A 17,697-nucleotide genomic window follows, 5' to 3' on the forward strand; every position below is an offset into this window, starting at 1 on the left:
TCACTGCTCCAGTCCCCAGCCGCGCACAGCACCCAGCCGGACGGCGGCGTCGTCGAGCGCCGCCGGATCGAGGGGGGCGGCGAGGGCCGCCGCGACCAGGACCGTGCCGCCGTCCCCGCCGGTACGGGCCAGCCGCAGGGACTCGACTGCCGCTCCGGCCCGGGCGAGCGCCTCGCCGACACGGGTGACCAGCCCGCTCTCGTCGGGCGCGAGGAAGAAGGCGAGGCCGTCGCCGAACGGTACGTCGACCTCGTGTCCGAGCAGCTCCACGAGGCGCTCGCCACCGCGGTGCCCGGTCAGGGCGCCGGAGACCGACACGTGTTCCCCACCGGGCAGCGTGCCCTCGACCCGCACCAGGCTGCGGTGCGCGGCGTTCTCGGGCCCGGTGACCAGCTCGGTGTCCAGCCCTCGCTCCTGGGCGAGCAGCGGGGCGTTGACGTACGTGACCCCGCCCTCCACCACGGGTGCCAGGAGGCCCTTGACCGTGGCGAGTTCCAGGGCCGCTAGTTCGTGCCGGGCGATCTCCCCGCAGACGGTGACGCGCAGCCGGCCGGGCAGCGCCCCGGCGGTCCCGGTGAACAGGCCGCCCAGCCGCTCGGCGAGCGCCAGCCACGGGTCGAGTTCCGCGTCGACCTCGCCCAGCCGCACATTGCAGGCCTCCGGCACGAAGCGGCCGGCCAACGCCTCCCGCACGGAACGTGCGACGGCCACGCCCGCCCGTTCCTGCGCCTCGGCCGTGCCGGCTCCGAGATGGGGGGTGACGACCACGTTGTCCAGCTCGAACAACGGGGAGTCGGTGCACGGTTCGGTGGCGAACACGTCGATGCCCGCGGCGGCGACCCGGCCCTCCTTCAGCGCCGCGTACAGCTCCGCCTCGTCGACGATTCCGCCGCGGGCGGCGTTGACGATGCGGATGCCCGGCTTGACGCGCTGCAGGGCGTCGAAGCCGAGGATGCCGGTGGTCTCCGGTGTCCTCGGCAGATGGACCGTGAGGAAGTCGGAGGACTCGAGGAGCTCGTCGAGCCCGACGACGCGCGCGCCCAGCCGTTCGGCGTGCCCGGCCGGAACGTACGGGTCGTGGGCGAGCAGCCGCATGTCGAACGCGGCCATGCGGCGGGCCACCAGGGAGCCGATGCGCCCGAGTCCGAGGATGCCGAGTGTCCGGCCGGACAGTTCGACGCCGGTGAACCGGCCGCGCTGCCACTGCCCGCCCTTGAGCGCGGCGTCGGCCTGCGGGATGTTGCGCGCCACGGCGAGCAGGAGACCGGCGGTCAGCTCGGCGGCGCTGGCCACGTTGGAGGTGGGGGCGTTCACCACCATCACGCCGGCGCGGGACGCCGCGGGCACGTCCACGTTGTCCAGGCCCACCCCGGCCCGGCCGATCACCTTCAGCCGGGTGCCCGCCGCGATCGCCTCGGCGTCCATCCGGGTGGCGCTGCGCACGAGCACCGCGTCGGCGCCCGGCAGCGCCGCGAGCAGCGAGGCCCGGTCGGCGCCCGCGCAGTACCGGATCTCGAATTCCGGGCCGAGGGCGTCGACGGTGGCGGGTGAGAGTTCCTCGGCGATCAGTACGACTGCCTTGTCCATGTCGCGGGTTCCTTGTCTCACAGGTGTCTCGGGGCGCCCTCCTGCGGGGCGCGTGGGGGACTCAGCCGGCGCCGGGGACCAGTTCCAGCTCCTTCTCCGGCTCCCCCGCGTCCCAGGTCTGCGGCGCGCCGAAGTGCCGTTCCACCCATGCGGGGTCGTACACCGTGTCGAGGTAGCGGTCGCCCTGGTCCGGGGAGAGGGCGACCGCGGTGAGCCGCTCGCCGCGCGGCCGGCCGGCCAGCCAGCGCAGTGCGCCGCTGACGACGGTCCCGGTGGAGCCGCCGAACAGGAAGCCCTGCCGGGCCATGGCGTGGCAGCTCTGCAGGGTGTCCCGCTCGGGCACCATCACGACCTCGTCGAGCAGTCCCTCGTCGAGCAGTTGCGGGCGGACGCCCGCGCCCAGGCCCGGGATGTGGCGGGTGGACGCCGGCCCGCCGAAGGTGACCGAGCCGACGCTGTCGACGGCGACGATCCGCACACCGCCGCCGCGTTCGCGGAAGTAGCGGGCGCAGCCCATGAGCGTGCCGGTGGTTCCCGCGCCGACGAACAGCACGTCCAGGTCCGGGAACTGGGCGGCGACGGACGGGCCGGTGGTGCGGTAGTGGGCCAGCCAGTTGTGCGGGTTGACGTACTGGTTGAGCCACACGTAGTTCGGGTCGAAGTCGACCAGGCGCTGCACGTAGTCGATGCGGGCGCCGAGCAGCCCGCGTTCCTTGTCGGCGCGGGAGATGACGAGGACACGGGCTCCGAAGGACTCCATCAGCCGCCGGGTGGCGGAGTTGCAGCGCGAGTCGGTGACGCAGACGAAGCCGTAGCCGCGGTGGGCGGCGATCATGCTGAGGGCGACACCGAGGTTGCCGGAGGAGGACTCCACGAGCACGGCGCCCGGGGTGAGGGTGCCGTCCCGCTCCGCGGCGAGCACCATCTCCAGGGCGGCCTTCAGCTTGACCGAGCCGGCGAGGTTGATCCCCTCGTACTTCAGGTAGAGGGGTACGTCGAAGACGGACCGGAGGTCGACGAAGACGTCGTCGACGTTCATCTCGTACGGGGCGGTTATGACGGTCACTTCATCACCGGATTCCGTTCGGCGCCGGGTCGCCCGGGCGGCCGTAGCGGTCGAGCTCGTGGAAGAAGCCCTCGACGACCGGCAGGCGGCCGGTGTCGCGCAGTGTGTCGAGGACGTGGCGGCCGACGGCGAGGTCGAGCACGCCGAGGCCGAACGGCGAGAAGACGACGGGCCGGTCGGCGGGGAGACCGACGCGGCCCTCGAGGACGTCGTACAGCGTGCCGTCGATGAAGTCCCGCCCGCCGGTGAGCTGTTCGGCCAGGTGGGGAGAGGTGTCGGCCTTCAGGCAGTGCTCGACGTCGTCGAGGATGTTGGCGGAGGCCAGCAGGATTTCGGGGGCGAGGTCGCGCAGGGACACGTTGAGGACGAGCGGGTTGTGCGCGAACCAGGCCGGGTCGTGGATGTGCGGGCGCGGCGCGACGGTGGCCAGGACGATCAGGTCGCTGGACCGGACGAGTTCCTCGGCGGTGCGGTGCACGACCACGGGGGCGTCGCCGGAGCGGCCGGTCAGGTAGCCGGCGAAGGACTCGGCGTGGGTGTCCGACAGGTCGTGGACGCCGAGTTCGTCGAACGTCCAGCCGGTGGCCTCGAGGTAGTGGTGGACGTAACGCCCGATGAGTCCGCCGCCGATGAAGCCGATGCGGCGCGGGCGCTCGCCGCGGCTGAGCCGGTCGGCGGCGAGGGCGGCCGAGGCGGCGGTCCTGGAGGCACTGATGATGGAGCTCTCCAGGCAGGCGATCGGGTATCCGGTGGCGGGATCGTTGAGGATGAGCACCGCGGAGGCCCGGGGGATGCCGGCCGCGACGTTCTCGGGAAAGCTGGAGATCCACTTCAGTCCGTCGGTGGGCCGGTCGCCGCCGACGGAGGCGGGCAGCGCGATGATGCGCGCGCTGGGCCGGTCGGGGAAGCGCAGGAAGTAGGAGGGCGGGTTCACCGAGTCGCCCCGGCCGTGCAGCCGGTAGACGTCCTCGACCAGGTTCACGACGTGCTTCTCGCTGCCGGTGAGCACCTCGGCCACCTGCGCGCCGGTGATCACGGCGAACGGGGGCACGAGCGGCTGGCGGGACATGGTTGCTCCATCCGTGAGTGGTGGGTGGGCGGCCGGGCGCGGCGGACGCGCCCGGCCGGCGTGCGGTCAGGAGGACGCGGGGAGGGCGACCGGATCGCCGAGGACGACGGCGATGTGCCGCTCGCCCTCGTAGGGCTCCCGGCTGTGCGCCATGCGGAGGTTGTCGACGACGAGCAGGTCACCGTCGCGCCACGGCTCGCGGAGCGTGTGCTTCTCGTACACGCCGTTGATGGTGAGCACCGTGTCCTCGTCGAGGCGGTCGCCGCTTCCGTAGCGGCTGTTGAACGGCAGTCCGTCCGGCCCGAACTCGAAGGTGAGGTACTCGCGGACGACGGGGTCCAGGGTCCACTCGTTGAGGAAGGCGATCTGGTTGAACCAGCCGCTCCGGCCTGTCACCGGGTGGGTGAGCACCGCGGCGGCCCGCTGCCGGGTGCGGAGGTCGCCGCCCGGCTCCCAGCGGTACTCGATGCCCCGGGCGGCGCAGTACGCCTCGACGTCGGCACGGTCGTCGCTGCCGAAGGCCTCGGCGAGACCGACGCCGACGGTGCCCGTGTAGTTGCGTTCGACGAGCCAGCCCTCGCTCTCGAAGCGGCGGACGAGGCCGGCCGGGAGCGCCTCGAGCACCTCGGCCGAGTCGCTGACACCGGTGGCGCCGCCGGACTCGGGCGCGGCGAGGCAGGCGAAGAGGAGCGTGCCGGGCACCTCACGGGTGTAGCACAGCTCGTGGTGCATGCACATGGGCTGGTCGGCCGGCCACTCCGTGGACGAGTAGACGCCGTCGGCGAGCCGGCGGCGCGGGGCGAAGCCCTCGCGTTCGGTCATCACCTCGTGCAGCAAGGCCCGGCCGACCCGGCCGACGGTCCCGGCGTCGGCGAGTCCGAGGCCGCGCACGAGCACGGCGCCGTGCTCGGCGACCGTGGCACGCAGCCGGCCGGCGTGTTCGGCGGCCCAGGCGGCGGGGTCGGCGGGGGGCGGCCCGTCCAGGACGAACACCGCGGGCCGGCCCTCGGTGCGGACCACGTCGAGCGGCGCGGCACCGCCGTCGGTGCGGGGCGCGGTGGTCGCGGCGGCCGGAGCGGCCGCGGCGAGGGGACCGGCCGCCGGGTCCGCCGCCCCGGGAGCGGGGGCGGCGGAGGACGGGTCGTCGACGAAGGCGGCCAGCGCGGCGAGGGTCGGGTACCGGGTCACGTCGCGCAGGGTGAAGGCGCGCTCCGTCCGTACGACGAGACGTACCGCGGAGAGTGAGGTGCCGCCCAGGTCGAAGAAGCCGTCCGCGCGGCCGATCCGCTCCACCGGCAGCTTGAGGACCTCGGCCCAGGCGGCGGCGAGCCGGCGCTCGGTGGCGGTGCGGGGTTCGTCGCGCTCCGCCGTGCCCTCCTGTTCGGCGAGTTCCGCCGCGAGGGCGCGCAGGGCGCGCTTGTCGGTCTTGCCGTTGGGGGTGAGCGGCAGCGCGTCGAGCCGTTCCACCCGGCTCGGCACCATGTACGCCGGCAGGGTCTCGCGCAGCCGGTCGCGCAGGGCGTCGGACGTCGCCTCGGAGCCGCACTGGAAGGCGACGAGACGGCGTCCCCGGTCGGGTGACTCGACGACCACGACGGCACCGTCGCGGACGCCGTCGACGCGCAGCAGCTGGTTCTCGATCTCACCGATCTCGATGCGGAACCCGCGGATCTTGACCTGGGCGTCGCGGCGGCCGAGGAATTCGAGGGTGCCTCCGGGCAGCCGTCGTCCGAAGTCGCCGGAGCGGTACAGGCGGTTGCCGGGGCGGTGCGGGTCCTGGGTGAAGGACTGGGCGGTCCGCTCGGGGTCGTTGATGTAGCCGCGTCCCACGCAGACACCGGAGAACACGATCTCGCCGGGGGCGCCGAGCGGCACCGGGCGCAGGTTCTCGTCGACGACGTACACGGAGACGTTGTTGACGGCGCGGCCGAGCGGCACGGAGTCCCACGCCGGGACGGCGGTCATGACCTCGTGGTTGGTGTCGTCGGACGTCTCGGTCAGGCCGTAGGCGTTCATCAGCGCGATGTCCGGGAAACGCGCGAACCAGCGGACGACCAGCTCCTTCTTCAGGGCCTCGCCGGTGACCGAGACGCAGCGCAGCGCGGGCAGGTCCCGGGGGAGCTCCTCCAGGCGGCTGAGCACGACCTCCAGGTAGGAGGGGACGACCTGGAGGATCGCGACCTCGCCGCGCTCGACGGTGTCGAGGTAGCGGTCGACGTCGAGGATCGCCTCCTGTTCGACGATCAGGGTGCGGCCACCGACGACGAGGGCGGCGACCAGCTGCCACAGGGAGATGTCGAAGGACTGGGGGGCGGTCTGGGCCACGACCTGGCCCTGGGTGATGCGCTGGTCGTCGATCTTCGCGAACAGGTGGTTGACGAAGCCGGCGTGCTCGCACATCGCGCCCTTGGGTTCGCCGGTGGAGCCCGAGGTGAAGTACAGGTAGGCGAGCTGGCCGGCGGCGACGGGCACTCCCGGGTCGCCGGTGGGGTGTTCCTCCGCGTACGCGTCGGCGGCCGTGAGCAGTTCGACGCCCTCGGGGGCGGCCTGCCGCACCCGGCCGAGCGCGCTGTCCTCGGTCAGCACCAGGCGGCAGCCGCCGCGGACCAGGGTGCGGGCCATCCGGTCGGCCGGGGCGTGCGGTTCGACGGGCAGGTAGGCGGTGCCGGCCTTGAAGACGCCGATGACGCAGGCCAGCCAGTCCAGGGTGCGCTCGGTGATGACGGCGACCACGGCCTCGGCGCCGAGGTCGCGAGCGAGCAGGGCGTGGGCGACGCGGTTGGCGCGGGTGTTGAGCTCCTCGTAGGTCCAGCTGTGGCCGGCATGCACGGCGGCGACGTCCGTGGGCCGCAGGCGGACCTGCTCCTCGAACAGCTCGTGGAACCGGCGGTCCGGCAACTGGCGTTCCGGCCCGGACAGTTCGTGGACCTGGTGGTGGTACTCGGCCTCGGACAGCAGTCCCCGGGCGTGGGCGGGGGCGTCCGGGCCGTCCGTCAACTGCTCCAGGGCCGTGACGTGGTAGCCCGCGATCCGCTCGGCGGCGGCTGCGTCGAGGACGTCGGTGCGGTACCCGATCAGCAGAGCGGGACCGTCCGCGTCGAGACGCGGGGCGACGCGCAGGGCCGTGTGCCCGGACGGCGCGGCGGGCGCGCCGGTGGCACTGCCGAGGTCCAGGACGGTCTCGAAGGTGCCCTCGGCCGGGGCGGCGGCGGCCCGCGCGGAGGCGGTGAGCAGCTCGCGCCAGGTGTGTTGCTCCAGGGTGAGGACGACGGGCACGGGCCGCGGTGCGGCGGTGGCCGGGCCGGCGGGGTGCGGCGCCGGGGGCAGATAGCCGGCGAGGACGGTCCGCTCGCCGCTGATCGCGGTCAGCACGGCCGTGTGGGCGGCGAGGACGGCGGCCTCCCAGCCGGTGCCGGTACGGCGGGAGAGCAGCCGGGTCCGGGCGGCGAGCCGGTGCGGCACGGGGTGGCGCAGTTCGGCCCAGCCGGTGCGGCCGGGTGCACCGGGAGGGGCGGGGGCAACCCAGCGGGGCACGGTCCGCTGGGGGGTCGGCGTGGTCGTCATCGGTGTCTCCTGTCAGACCGGGCGGCTGCCGTCCGGCGCGGCCGGCGACGGGATCGCGTCGAAGGGGGCGTCGCTGACGCCGTCCCAGGCCTCGCCGCGGACTGCGGCGACGAACGCGCCCACCCGCTCGGCGCCCCAGAACGGCTCGCGGCCGTGGACGAAGAACGGCACGCCGAAGGCGTCGTCGTGGTAGGCCGCGATCAGGCACTCGGCGCCCTTGATGCGCAGCTCGGGGTCGTCGACCGAGTCGGCGATCGACGGGTCGAGGCCCAGGTCGCGGGCGATGGCGGCGATGGTGCCGCGGTCCGCGAGGTCCCGGCCCTCGGTCCAGCGGGCCCGGTAGGCCCGGTCGACGAACTGCCGGCCCAGGCCCTGCTCCTCGGCGGCCAGGTAGGCGAGGTGGGACACCTCCCAGTGCGGAGCGCGGTCCACGGGCCACGTCACCTGCCAGCCCCGGGCGTGCGCCCAGCGGCGGGCGTCACGGAGGATGTAGAAGTTCTTGGTGCGGTGCATGGGCATCACCGGCAGGGTCACGCCGGCGTCGGCGAGCAGCCGGGTGGACTCCTCGTCGGGCTCCCAGTACGGGATCCACTCGATGCTGTCGAGGACGTCGGGGTACTTCTCGCTCAGGTCGCGGTAGGCGAACCAGGAGTACGGGCTGCGCAGGGAGAAGTACCACCTGGGCTGCTTCTTCCTGCCGTGTACGGTGCTCACAGGGCTATCCCCCCGTCGATCTGGAAGACGGAACCGGTGATGTAGGCGGCGCGCGGCCCGGCGAGGAAGGCGACGAGGTCGGCGACCTCCTCGGCGGTGCCCATCCGGCCGAGGGCGACGGAGGCGAGTGCCTCGGTGCGCAGCCGTTCGGGCACGGCGGCGACCATGTCGGTCTCGACGAATCCCGGGGCCACCACGTTGACGCGGATGCCGTAGCGGCCGACCTCCTTGGCGAGGGACTTGGACAGGCCGATGATCCCGGCCTTGGAGGCGGCGTAGTTGGTCTGGGTGGCGTTGCCGTACACGCCGGCCACGGAGGAGAGGTTCACGAGCGAGCCCCGGCGGCGCTTCATCATCCCGAAGGTGACGGCCCGGCAGATGTGGAAGACGCCGTCGAGGTTGGTGCTCAGCACCGAGCGCCAGTCCTCGTCGGACATCATCACCAGGCCCTTGTCGCGGGTGATGCCGGCGGAGGTGACGGCGGTCTCGACGGGGCCCAGTTCCTGTTCCGTGGCGCTGACCCAGGCGCGTACCGCGGCGGCGTCGGAGACGTCGACGCCTCGGTGGAGCACGCGGGCGCCGAGTGCCTCCGCCTCCTTGGCCAGGATCTCGGCGGCGTCCTGGCTGGTGCGGTAGCAGAAGCTGATGTCGTAGCCGTCCGCCGCGAGCTTGAGCACGGTGGCCCGGCCGATACCCCGGGAGCCTCCGCTGATCAGGGCCACGGGCCTGGTCTCGGTCATCGTTCGGCCTCATTTCCGGTTGCGGCGGACGGGTGGGTGGGTGCGTCGGGCCCCGCGGGCCGGAGCAGGCCGGCGGGGCGGAAGGCCATCACCATCTGCCCCACGGTCATCACGGTGCGGTCACCGCAGTGGCTGCTGCCCTCGAAGACGACGGAGTCGGTGAAGGTACGGGTGACGGCCACCCGGTGCTCGACGACGTCACCGGGCAGGACGGGGTGGTGGAACACGGCGTCGGCCACCGAGCCGAAGAGCATGATCTGGTCCGCCGGCGCGCCGCCGCCGGCGACGGTGAGCAGGCCTGCCGTCTGCCCCCAGGACTCGACGAGCAGGCTCGGCGGGTAGGCGAGGTCCGCGTCCGGGGCCGTGCCGGCGTACCAGGGCTCGTTGACGGTGATCGCCTTCACGGCGCGGATCCGTTCGCCCGGGACCACGTCGACGACGCGGTCGACGAGCAGCATCGGGTAGCGGTGCGGCAGCGACCCGGCGACGGACGGGGCCGGGCCTGCGTCGGCGGCGGTCATCGGGCACCTCCGGCGGGCTCGAAGCGCAGGCGGACTCGGGCGGCGGGGCCTCGGGAGGTGGTGGCGGTGGCCTTGCAGCGCCACGCGGTGCCGGTGTGCTGCCAGGTCAGGGCCAGTTGGAGGGTGTCGCCCGGGTAGACGGCGCCGGAGAACCGGGCCGACTCGACGGCGGCGAGCGTGCCGGGAGCGGACGCCGGATCCGCGTCGAGGGCCGCGCGGCGGACGCACTCCAGGACGCAGACGCCGGGGAAGATCGGGAATCCGGGATAGTGTCCGGCGAACACCGGTTCCGTCTCGTGCAGTTCGGCCGTGGCGCGGGCCGCCAGCCCCTCGCCGGTGCGCGACTCCACGACGATCCGGGCGGCGACGGGACTGACCACGGTGGCACCGCCCGTGGCGGTGGCCGGCGCGGAGGCTCCGGGCGCGTCGTGGAGGGCGGTGGCGGCGGGCCCGGCGCGGTGACCGCCGGTCGCGACGCTCATCGGGGACCCGCCAGCCTGAGGACCGCGCAGGCCAGGGAGCCGTCCCGGTCGGCGGACGTGACCAGGGCGATGCCGCCCGCGGCCGTCCTGTCGTCGGCGGCGGTGGCGAGCAGGGTGGCGATCTGGAACTGGGCCGACGCCGCGGACACGTCGCCGATCCGGCCGACGGCCGGCACCCGGTCCACGGCGGGTGCCCCGCAGACCTCGGTGAGGACGTCCCGCTCCAGGTGGCCGAGCAGGCCCGGCGCGTCACTGGGGCTCGCCGCCCACACCTGGCCTGCGGTGACGCCCGCCGCTTCGAGGGCGGACCGCACGCAGGCCTCGAGCGTGGCGCGCACCCGGCTGCCTGTCGCGACGCGGGAGCGCACCGCCAGTATCTCGGCGAGCGCGGGGCGTTCGGGCGTGGCCGCGGAGGCGGGGCGGATCAGCATGACGGCCGAGCCCTCGCCGAGGGCGGCGCCGGGTGCCTCGGGGCCGCGGCTGTGCCGCTCCAGCCAGTACCGGGCGTGCGAGTACTCCTCGGCGGCGGCGCACAGCACGGTGTCCGCGCGGCCCGTGGACAGCAGCCGGATCGCGTAGTTGAGGGAGAGCAGGCCCGCCGCCCGGCCGCCGGCGAGTGTGGTGTTGGGGCCCTTGATGCCGTACCAGATGGCGCACTGGCCGGCCGCGCAGTTCATCACCGCGTTGGGCATCACGGCCGGGTCCACGTCGTAGGGCCGGGCGCCGACCAGGGAGCTGCGTGTGAAGTCCATCATGCTGGCGGCGCTGCCGGTGGTGGTCGCCAGGACGAGCGCGGCCCGCTCACCGGTCTCCGTCTCGCGCTGTGCTCCGGGCCGGTCGAGCAGGGAGCCGACGGCGGCGACGGCGAGGCCGGTGACCCGGTCCATGGAGCGGGTGCCCTTCTTGCCGAGCACGTCACGGACCTCGAAGCCGGGGACCAGGTGGGCCCGGCTGAGGGGGACGTTCCAGCGTTCGGTGTCGACGGGGGCCAGGGTGGGCCGCTGGGCGCGCAGGCCCTCGGCGAAGGCCTCGGCACCGATGCCGTGCGGGGAGACCGCCGACCAGCCGGTGATGACCGGCGGCCCGGTCACGACGGCGTTCACGACACCGCCTTGCGGGGCGTGGTGAGGGCGGTGACGGTGGCCTCGTCGAACTCGGCCATCTCCCACTGGTTGGGCTCGGTCTCGTGGAGGTAGCCGTGCGTGATGGTTCCGGTGGCGGTCTTCACCAGCTGCCCGTCGCGCACCACGTAGCAGTCCATGCGGGTGGTGTAGAGCAACGTCTTGAAGATGTTCTCGACGGTGTAGACGGTGTAGAGCTCCTCCTCCATCACGGTCTCGTCGAGGAGTTCGACGCGGGACTGGGTGACGACGGGGATCCACCCGCGGGTGTCGAGGACCTCCTTGATGGCCAGTCCCCGGTCGGCGAGGAACAGGTCCTCGACCTCTTCCATGATGCGCAGGAAGCCGGACATCTGGACGCGCTCGTTGTAGTGGCAGTAGAAGTACCCGACCCGCCAGCGCCAGCCGAACGCGTTGGTCTCGCCGATGAGTTCGGTGAGCACCGGGTCGGCACTGGTGCCGCGTCCGGCCGTGAACTCGCCGTACGGCACGGGTGCGGCGGCCAGGTCCAGCCGTTCGCCGGTGCCCAGGCGGGCGGTCGTGAAGCGTTCGAGACCGGCCGGCCAGGGTTCCTCGGCGCGGATGTGGCCGTCGGCGCGCAGCACCACGACGAGGGTCGAGTCCGCGCACCGCACCCGCTTGCCGTCACGCTCGACGAACTGCTCGACCCGGAAGCGGAACCGGTTCTCGCCGTCCTTGGTCTTCGGTGTGACGACGGCCTCCACGTCGTCGTCGACGGCGAGCAGCGCGCCGAGCCGGGAGCGGATGTCGACCACGTCGAAGCCCAGTCCGTGGCGCCGGTACAGGTCCACGACGGGCAGCCCGGCTTCCCTGAAGTGATGCAGAACCGCCGCTTCGGCCACGTAGTTGATGTGCTTGAAGCCGATGGCGAAGCTGATGTTGTTGCCTTCGAACAGGGGACGCAGCCGCGCCGTGGTCGAGGTCTGCAGCAGCGCCGTCACCGAGGGGTGGGGCGTCGGGTCCATCACGGACTCCTTCGTGTCGGGGTGTTTCGGGTCGGCCGGGTGGTGCGGGGCTTCTCAGGCGTCCGCCAGGGGCCGGACGCGGTGCGGGATCCGGTCGAGGAAGGCGTGCACGGCGCCGGTGAACCGGGTGGGCGCCTCGAGCATCGGGAAGTGGCCGCAGCCGGGCAGTTCCAGGCACTCTCCGGCGGGCAGCCGGGCGGCGAGGTGGTGTGCCTGGGCGACGGGCGCGGACCGGTCGGTCTCCCCGCCGATCACCAGAGCCGGCGTCTCGACGCGGTCCACGGGGAACAGCGGGGTGCGCAGATAGGCCTCGAAGAACCGCAGCCAGCCGTAGGGGCCGATCCACTCCGTCATGCGCCGGGCCATGTCGGCCAGCCGTTCCGCCTCGATGTGGTGGCCGGGGGTGCGCAGCCGGATCGACTCGGCCATGGTCCGCGGGAAGTCGTCCAGGGTCGGCGCGATCATGTCCCAGTGGAAGTCGTCGGCGTCGGACCGGTAGAAGGGGTTGACGAGGACGACGCCGGGCAGCTTCAGCGGGTCGTCCGCGGCGGCGCGGCCGCTGAGCAGGTCGAGCAGTACGACCGAGCTGAACGAGTGGGCGACCACCACGTCGGCGCCGCCCGGGACCGCGTCGAGCACCTCGGCCAGCCGGGCCGCGGAGTCGGTCTCGTGACGCCAGCCGTCGATGCCGCCGCTGTGCCAGGGCAGCCGTGGGGCGTGTACGTCGACACCGTCGCGCCAGTGACCGGCGAGCGGGTCCCAGATGCCCTCGTTGTTGGCGAGTCCGTGCAGCAGTACCACCCTTGTCATGCCGCGCCTCCCGGCGGAAGCAGGGCCGCTCCGGTGGCGCCGGTCAGGGCGTACGCCGGCCGGGTGCCTCCCTCGGCGAACCAGCCGACGGCGGCGGCGCACTGCACCACGCCGAGGGCGCCGGACAGTTCGCCCCAGCCGGTCAGGGCGACGCACAGGGCGCCGGACGGCACGGGGCCGGCGTCGGTGCTGAGCCACAGCCCGCCGCGCGGGGTGCGCCGGGTCAGCTCGGCGACGGTGGCGAGGGGCTGTGCGGTGCGCACCACCGGGCCGAGGAGGGCGCGCGGCTCGCCCGTGGCGGTGCCGCTCAGCACGAGCGCCGCGCCGCCGTCGGCGACCGGCCGGCCGACGAGCCGCCGGGTGACCTCGTTGTCCGGTTCGACACCGGTGACCAGGACGTGGTCGGCGCGTTCGGAGCGCAGCAGGAGGGCGGCCCAGCGTACGGCGTCGAGGCCGGAGGTACGGCCGTTGCACACCGTGAGGTTCGGGCCGCGCAGCCCGTACCGGATGGCGGTTTCCGAGGCGATGATGTTGCTGGAGGCGTTCGGCGTGTCCATCGGGCTCAGGGCCGCGGTGGAGTCCTTGGCGATGGTCTCCACCGCCCGGCACACGGTGTCCGCGTTGCCGAGGTTGGAGCTGACCACGGTGGCGACCCGGTCGCCGGTCACGGCCCTGCCGTCGGACCCGAGGAGACCGGCGTCGGTGAGTGCGGCATACGCCAGGTGGAGCCCGAGCCGGGTGGCGCGGTCCTTGAAGCGCAGTCCCTTGCGGCCGATGAGGGCCGCGGGGTCGACGGGGTCGGCACCGGCGACGGCGGGGCGCAGCAGGGCGTCGGGGCCGGACGCGCCGGGGAGGGCCACCGCGACGCCCGAGACGGCGAGCGTCATGCGGCACCTCCCACGATGGCGACGGCGTTGACGCCGCCGAAGCCGAAGCTGTTGACCTGCGCGAGGCGCATCGGGGTGACGAGCGGCTCGCCGGCGACCAGGCGCAGGGTGCTGCCCTCGGGCAGCGGCTCGGCCAGGCCCGCGATGGGCGGCACGACCCCGGCCTCCAGGCAGCGCAGCGCCACGATCAGGCTGAGCAGTCCGGCCGAGCCCGAGGTGTGTCCGGTGAGGGACTTGATGCCCGTGAGCGCCGGGTGGGTGCCGGCGAACACCTGGGCGGTGACGGCGGCTTCGGTACGGTCGTTCAGCGGGGTGCCGGTGGCGTGCAGGACGACCAGGTCGATGTCGGCCGGGGCGACTCCGGCGTTCCGCTGCGCCTCGCGGACGGCGGTCTCGACGCCCGTCCCGTCGGGTGCGGTCTGGTGGTGCGCGTCGCAGTTGACGGCGACCGAGTGCAGCAGGCCCCGCACCGGCCGGCCGGGCCGCGCCTCGCGCGTCAGGACGACGGCGGCGGCGCCCTCGCCGAGGATGGTGCCCCGGCGGTCCTTGTCGAAGGGGCGTACGGAGGGCGGCGGGTCGAACTGGACCCGGTCGGCCTGGCCGAACATGCTTTCGGTGACGACGTCGCAGCCGGCCACGACGACCGTGTCGGTCTCGCCGAGTTCCAGCAGGTCCCAGCCGAGGGCCAGCGCGTAGAGGGAGGCGGAGCAGGCTCCTGCGAAGGTGTGGGTGTCGATGGCTCCGAACCGCTCGCGCAGGACGTTCCCGAAGTGCAGGCGGTCGGCGTCGAAGACGGTGCCGTCGCGCCACCACAGTTCCAGGGAACGCAGTTCGCGCAGTCCGGTGCCGACGAGGACGGGTATGCCGCCGAGGTCCTCGGGCAGTCCGGCGTCGGCGGCGGCCTGCCGGACGGCCTCCGCGAGGAGGCGGCCGGCCCGGCCGGGCTCGTCCAGGCCGGGGGTGTGGCGGTCGTCGATCTCGAACAGCTGCTGGGCGCGGTACCGGGAGCGGTCGAAGGCCTTCAGCGGTGCGAGTCCGCTGCGGCCGGCGCAGAGGCTGTCGAAGATCTCCCCGGGGTCGGCGCCGATGGCGGCGACGGCGCCCGTACCGGTGATGGGGTACGTCATCCGATGTCACCGTCCCGGCCGTATCTGCCGAGGATGACGATGGCGTTGTTGCCGCCGAAAGCGAGGCCGTTGTTCTGCACCACGCGCAGGTCGGCGTCGACGGCGTGGTTGGGCACGCAGTCGATCTCGCACTCGGGGTCGGTGCGGTGGTGGTTGATGGTGGGCGGGATGAAGCGGTGGGTGATGGCGAGGCCGCAGGCGATGGCGCCGAGGGCGCTGGCGGCGCCCATGGTGTGGCCGAGCATCGACTTCAGGGAGATGGTGCGCGGGGTGTCGGCGCCGAACACCGAGCGGATGGCGGCGGCCTCGGTGATGTCGTTGGCCTTGGTGCCGGTGCCGTGCGCGGAGATGAGGTCCACCTCCGCGGGTTTCACGCCGGCGTTGGCCAGGGCGAGGCTCATGCACTGGGCGACGCTGTCGCCGTTCGGGGCGACCTGGTGGAAGGCGTCGCAGTTGAGGCCGTAGCCCAGGACCTCGGCGTAGATGCGTGCGCCGCGGGCCAGGGCCGACTCCAGGCTTTCGAGCACCAGCAGACCGGCGCCCTCACCGGTGAGGATGCCCTTGCGGTCCGCGTCGAAGGGCTGGCACACCTCGGGGGCGATGGTGCCGAGCCGGTAGAAGCCGGTGAACGTCTTGCGGCACATGGCGTCCGCGCCGCCGCACAGCGCGTATTCCGCCTCGCCGGAGCTCACCGCGTCGAAGCCGTAGCCGATCGCGTAGTTGCCCGCGGAGCAGGCGGTGGCGATGGTGGGGGCCTCGACGTCGGTGAGGTCCAGCTCGTGCGCGATGGCCGTGGAGAGCCGGGCCGCCGATACCCGCCGGACGATCTGGGGGTCCATGTGTTCCGGACCGTCGGCGAGTTCGGCGGCCACCAGCCGGTCCAGCTCGTAGGACTCGCCGTCCGTGGTGCCGACGGAGATCAGTCCCCGTCGGCCGGCGAGGTCCGCGGGATCCAGACCGGCGTCACGCAGCGCCATGACCGCCGCCGCGACGGCGAAGCGGCTGGCGCGTCCCAACTCCCGCACCGGGGTGCGGGAGATCCACTGTTCGGGGTCGAACCCCTTGACCTCGCAGCCGTTGACGTGGGCGAAGCCCTCGACGTCGAACAGCGAGATCGGGCTGGCACCGCTGCGGCCGGCCCGTAGGCTCTCGGTGAATTCCTCGGCCCCGATGCCAATGCTGGAGATCACTCCGAAGCCGGTGAGGACCACCCGGCGATTTCCGGTTACGCCGCCGGGGCGTACTGAGGACATGTTTTCCCCTTAAACCTTCGGTTCGGCGGGACGGTGCCCGGGTCAGCGGGCGGGGGCCTCCGCGACGATGGTGTAGACCGCCTCGAGGTTCACCATCTGGGCCAGCTCGGACTGGTCGATGGTGATGCCGAACTCCTTCTCCAGGGAGGCCAGGATCTCGATGGCACGAAGCGAGTCGGCGCCGTGGTCGTCGATGAAGAGGCTGGTGTCGGTGACCTCGTCCTCCTCCAGCTCGAGGATGTCGCAGACGATTTCCTTGACAGCGGACCGGCGGTCTTCGGCAAGTATCGGCATGACGTTGTTTCTCCTAGACGGTTCGGTGTGCGATGCGACGGGTTCGGCGGGCCTGTCCCTCAGGCCCCGGCGTCCATGGCGGCCGCGAGGCTGCGCGGGCGCATGTCGGTCCAGTGCTGGTCGACGTAGTCCAGGCATTCCTGGCGGGATGCGGCGCCGTGCGCCTTTTCCCAGCCGGCCGGAATCTCCGCGAACACGGGCCAGATGGAATGCTGACCCTCGTCGTTCACGAGCACGTAGTACTCGGCATTGTCATCCTCGAACGGATTGGCCATGGGCGTTTTCCTTCCTGGCACGGTCACGTAATTCGGCTCGACTGTACGCAGCGGAGATTCACTCGGACAAGACTTCTCGGGGATCGCACCGACCGTGCGTTCGAGAGTTTTCAATGAGAAGAATTGAATAATGTGTTGCGGGTCTTTCGGCCTGCCCGCACCGTTCGGGCCGGCGCGACCCGGAGCGGTGTCCCGCAGGTCCGGCCGGGCCGCGGAAGGGCCCGCTCGTCACTGCTTGGCCGGTCCCCGGCCACCGAGCGTCACTTCCGGGCATCGAAGAATTCTTGGTCGTCCGCGCCGCCGGCCGGCCGCAACCGCTACGTTGCTGCGAGCCCGTCGCGAGCCGACACGAGCCCTCGGAAAGGAGGCCGGATGGCCGGGCACCTCATCCGCCCGCTCCCCAGGCCGCAGGCCGGCCGGGTGCTGTTCTGCCTGAGCTTCTGCGGGGGCGCCACCGCGCCCTTCCGGCCCTGGGCGGACTGCCTCCCCGAGAACACCGAACTGGCGCTGTACTGCTATCCCGGCCGCGAGGCCCGCTACGGCGAGCCGTTCGCCCGGAACTGGCAGCACCTGCTCGACGGGGCGCTGGCCGCGCTGCGCACGCTCGCCGGGCGCAAGGTGGTGCTGTGCGGCCACAGCATGGGCGCCTGGGTCGCCTTCGACCTCGCGGTGCGCGCCCGGCGCACCGGGCTGGCGGAGCCGGAGGCGGTGGTGGTGTCGGCGGCGCACGCGCCCGCCGTGCTCTCCCGGCACACCGACGTGCCGCCGCACCCGCGCAACACGGACCGGGAACTCCTCGACTGGATGCTCACCGCGGGCCAGCTCTCCGAGGCGGTGCGCGGCGAGCCGGAGCTGCTGCGGATGGCGGTCGAGGTGCTCCGCGCCGACCTGATCGCGGCGGACACCTACCGGTTCCGCCACGGGGACCGTGTGGACGCGCCGCTGCAGCTGCTCCACGGCGACCAGGACGATCTCACCGAGGCGGACCTGGCCGGCTGGAGCGGGCTGACGACCGGTCCGTTCGAGGCGACCCTGCTCGAGGGCGGCCACTTCTACACGCCCGCGGTGTGGCGGCGGCTGCCCGAGCACATGGCGGTGGTGCGCCCCGGCGCGCCCGGCGGGACACCCCCCCCCGCACAAGGCCCCCCCCCCCCCCGCCCCCCCCCGCGGCGGGGCGCCCCCCCCCGGGGCGCCCCGGGCA

At 73.2% G+C, this 17,697-nt stretch carries 17 protein-coding genes; 1 reads left to right on the plus strand and 16 read right to left on the minus strand.

All coding sequences use genetic code 11. From position 1 onward, the window contains the following. The 16 genes from serA to ACP4IX_RS33555 form a co-directional block, all read right to left on the minus strand. Positions 1 to 1,587, minus strand: coding sequence for a phosphoglycerate dehydrogenase (gene serA, locus ACP4IX_RS33480; RefSeq protein WP_426558256.1), 1,587 nt, complete (start codon positions 1,585 to 1,587; stop codon positions 1 to 3). A 61-nt stretch (positions 1,588 to 1,648) separates the two neighbouring features. Continuing rightward, positions 1,649 to 2,653 carry a 2,3-diaminopropionate biosynthesis protein SbnA gene (sbnA, locus tag ACP4IX_RS33485; protein WP_426558258.1) on the minus strand — a complete coding sequence of 335 codons (1,005 nt, stop codon included), beginning with the start codon at positions 2,651 to 2,653 and terminating at the stop codon, positions 1,649 to 1,651. Positions 2,654 to 2,657: 4 nt separating this feature from the next. Continuing rightward, complete coding sequence (gene sbnB, locus ACP4IX_RS33490; RefSeq protein WP_426517842.1) at positions 2,658 to 3,722, minus strand: 2,3-diaminopropionate biosynthesis protein SbnB; 1,065 nt, start codon at positions 3,720 to 3,722, stop codon at positions 2,658 to 2,660. A gap of 66 nt (positions 3,723 to 3,788) precedes the next feature. Beyond that, entirely contained in the window at positions 3,789 to 7,286 is a 3,498-nt protein-coding gene (locus tag ACP4IX_RS33495; protein ID WP_426558260.1) for a non-ribosomal peptide synthetase, read from the minus strand. Positions 7,287 to 7,298: 12 nt separating this feature from the next. Next, the gene (locus tag ACP4IX_RS33500) at positions 7,299 to 8,000 is read right to left on the minus strand and encodes a 2-hydroxychromene-2-carboxylate isomerase (RefSeq protein WP_426517846.1); all 702 of its coding nucleotides are present in this window, start codon (positions 7,998 to 8,000) and stop codon (positions 7,299 to 7,301) included. Next, positions 7,997 to 8,740: a 3-oxoacyl-ACP reductase FabG gene (gene fabG / locus ACP4IX_RS33505; protein WP_426517848.1), complete on the minus strand. Its 744-nt coding sequence runs from the start codon at positions 8,738 to 8,740 to the stop codon at positions 7,997 to 7,999. Before fabG ends, ACP4IX_RS33500 begins: the two co-directional genes overlap by 4 nt. After that, entirely contained in the window at positions 8,737 to 9,261 is a 525-nt protein-coding gene (locus tag ACP4IX_RS33510) for a 3-hydroxyacyl-ACP dehydratase FabZ family protein (protein WP_426558262.1), read from the minus strand. Before ACP4IX_RS33510 ends, fabG begins: the two co-directional genes overlap by 4 nt. After that, entirely contained in the window at positions 9,258 to 9,743 is a 486-nt protein-coding gene (locus ACP4IX_RS33515) for a 3-hydroxyacyl-ACP dehydratase FabZ family protein (RefSeq protein WP_426517852.1), read from the minus strand. The genes ACP4IX_RS33510 and ACP4IX_RS33515 overlap by 4 nt, the downstream gene beginning before the upstream one ends. Continuing rightward, positions 9,740 to 10,846 (minus strand): beta-ketoacyl synthase N-terminal-like domain-containing protein, encoded by a 1,107-nt coding sequence (locus ACP4IX_RS33520; RefSeq protein ID WP_426517854.1) that lies wholly within the window; start codon positions 10,844 to 10,846, stop codon positions 9,740 to 9,742. Before ACP4IX_RS33520 ends, ACP4IX_RS33515 begins: the two co-directional genes overlap by 4 nt. Beyond that, the gene (locus ACP4IX_RS33525; RefSeq protein ID WP_426517856.1) at positions 10,843 to 11,850 is read right to left on the minus strand and encodes a hypothetical protein; all 1,008 of its coding nucleotides are present in this window, start codon (positions 11,848 to 11,850) and stop codon (positions 10,843 to 10,845) included. The genes ACP4IX_RS33520 and ACP4IX_RS33525 overlap by 4 nt, the downstream gene beginning before the upstream one ends. A 54-nt stretch (positions 11,851 to 11,904) precedes the next feature. Then, positions 11,905 to 12,660: an alpha/beta fold hydrolase gene (locus ACP4IX_RS33530; protein ID WP_426558264.1), complete on the minus strand. Its 756-nt coding sequence runs from the start codon at positions 12,658 to 12,660 to the stop codon at positions 11,905 to 11,907. Then, a complete protein-coding gene (locus tag ACP4IX_RS33535; RefSeq protein ID WP_426558266.1) occupies positions 12,657 to 13,547 on the minus strand; it encodes a beta-ketoacyl synthase N-terminal-like domain-containing protein in 891 nt (296 codons plus the stop codon). The genes ACP4IX_RS33530 and ACP4IX_RS33535 overlap by 4 nt, the downstream gene beginning before the upstream one ends. Continuing rightward, the gene (locus ACP4IX_RS33540; RefSeq protein WP_426558268.1) at positions 13,544 to 14,674 is read right to left on the minus strand and encodes a beta-ketoacyl-[acyl-carrier-protein] synthase family protein; all 1,131 of its coding nucleotides are present in this window, start codon (positions 14,672 to 14,674) and stop codon (positions 13,544 to 13,546) included. Before ACP4IX_RS33540 ends, ACP4IX_RS33535 begins: the two co-directional genes overlap by 4 nt. After that, positions 14,671 to 15,927, minus strand: a complete 1,257-nt coding sequence (locus ACP4IX_RS33545) for a beta-ketoacyl-[acyl-carrier-protein] synthase family protein (RefSeq protein ID WP_426517864.1) — start codon at positions 15,925 to 15,927, stop codon at positions 14,671 to 14,673. The genes ACP4IX_RS33540 and ACP4IX_RS33545 overlap by 4 nt, the downstream gene beginning before the upstream one ends. 42 nt (positions 15,928 to 15,969) lie before the next feature. Then, positions 15,970 to 16,221, minus strand: a complete 252-nt coding sequence (locus ACP4IX_RS33550) for an acyl carrier protein (protein ID WP_426517866.1) — start codon at positions 16,219 to 16,221, stop codon at positions 15,970 to 15,972. Positions 16,222 to 16,280: 59 nt separating this feature from the next. Further along, positions 16,281 to 16,496 (minus strand): MbtH family protein, encoded by a 216-nt coding sequence (locus ACP4IX_RS33555; protein ID WP_426517868.1) that lies wholly within the window; start codon positions 16,494 to 16,496, stop codon positions 16,281 to 16,283. A 372-nt stretch (positions 16,497 to 16,868) separates the two neighbouring features. Here ACP4IX_RS33555 and ACP4IX_RS33560 point away from each other — a divergent pair. After that, positions 16,869 to 17,697: thioesterase II family protein (locus ACP4IX_RS33560; RefSeq protein WP_426558270.1), on the plus strand; the 829-nt coding region annotated here is incomplete at its 3' end.

The organism is Streptomyces sp. WG5 (assembly GCF_049974565.1).
In the GTDB taxonomy this organism is placed as follows: Bacteria; Actinomycetota; Actinomycetes; order Streptomycetales; family Streptomycetaceae; genus Streptomyces.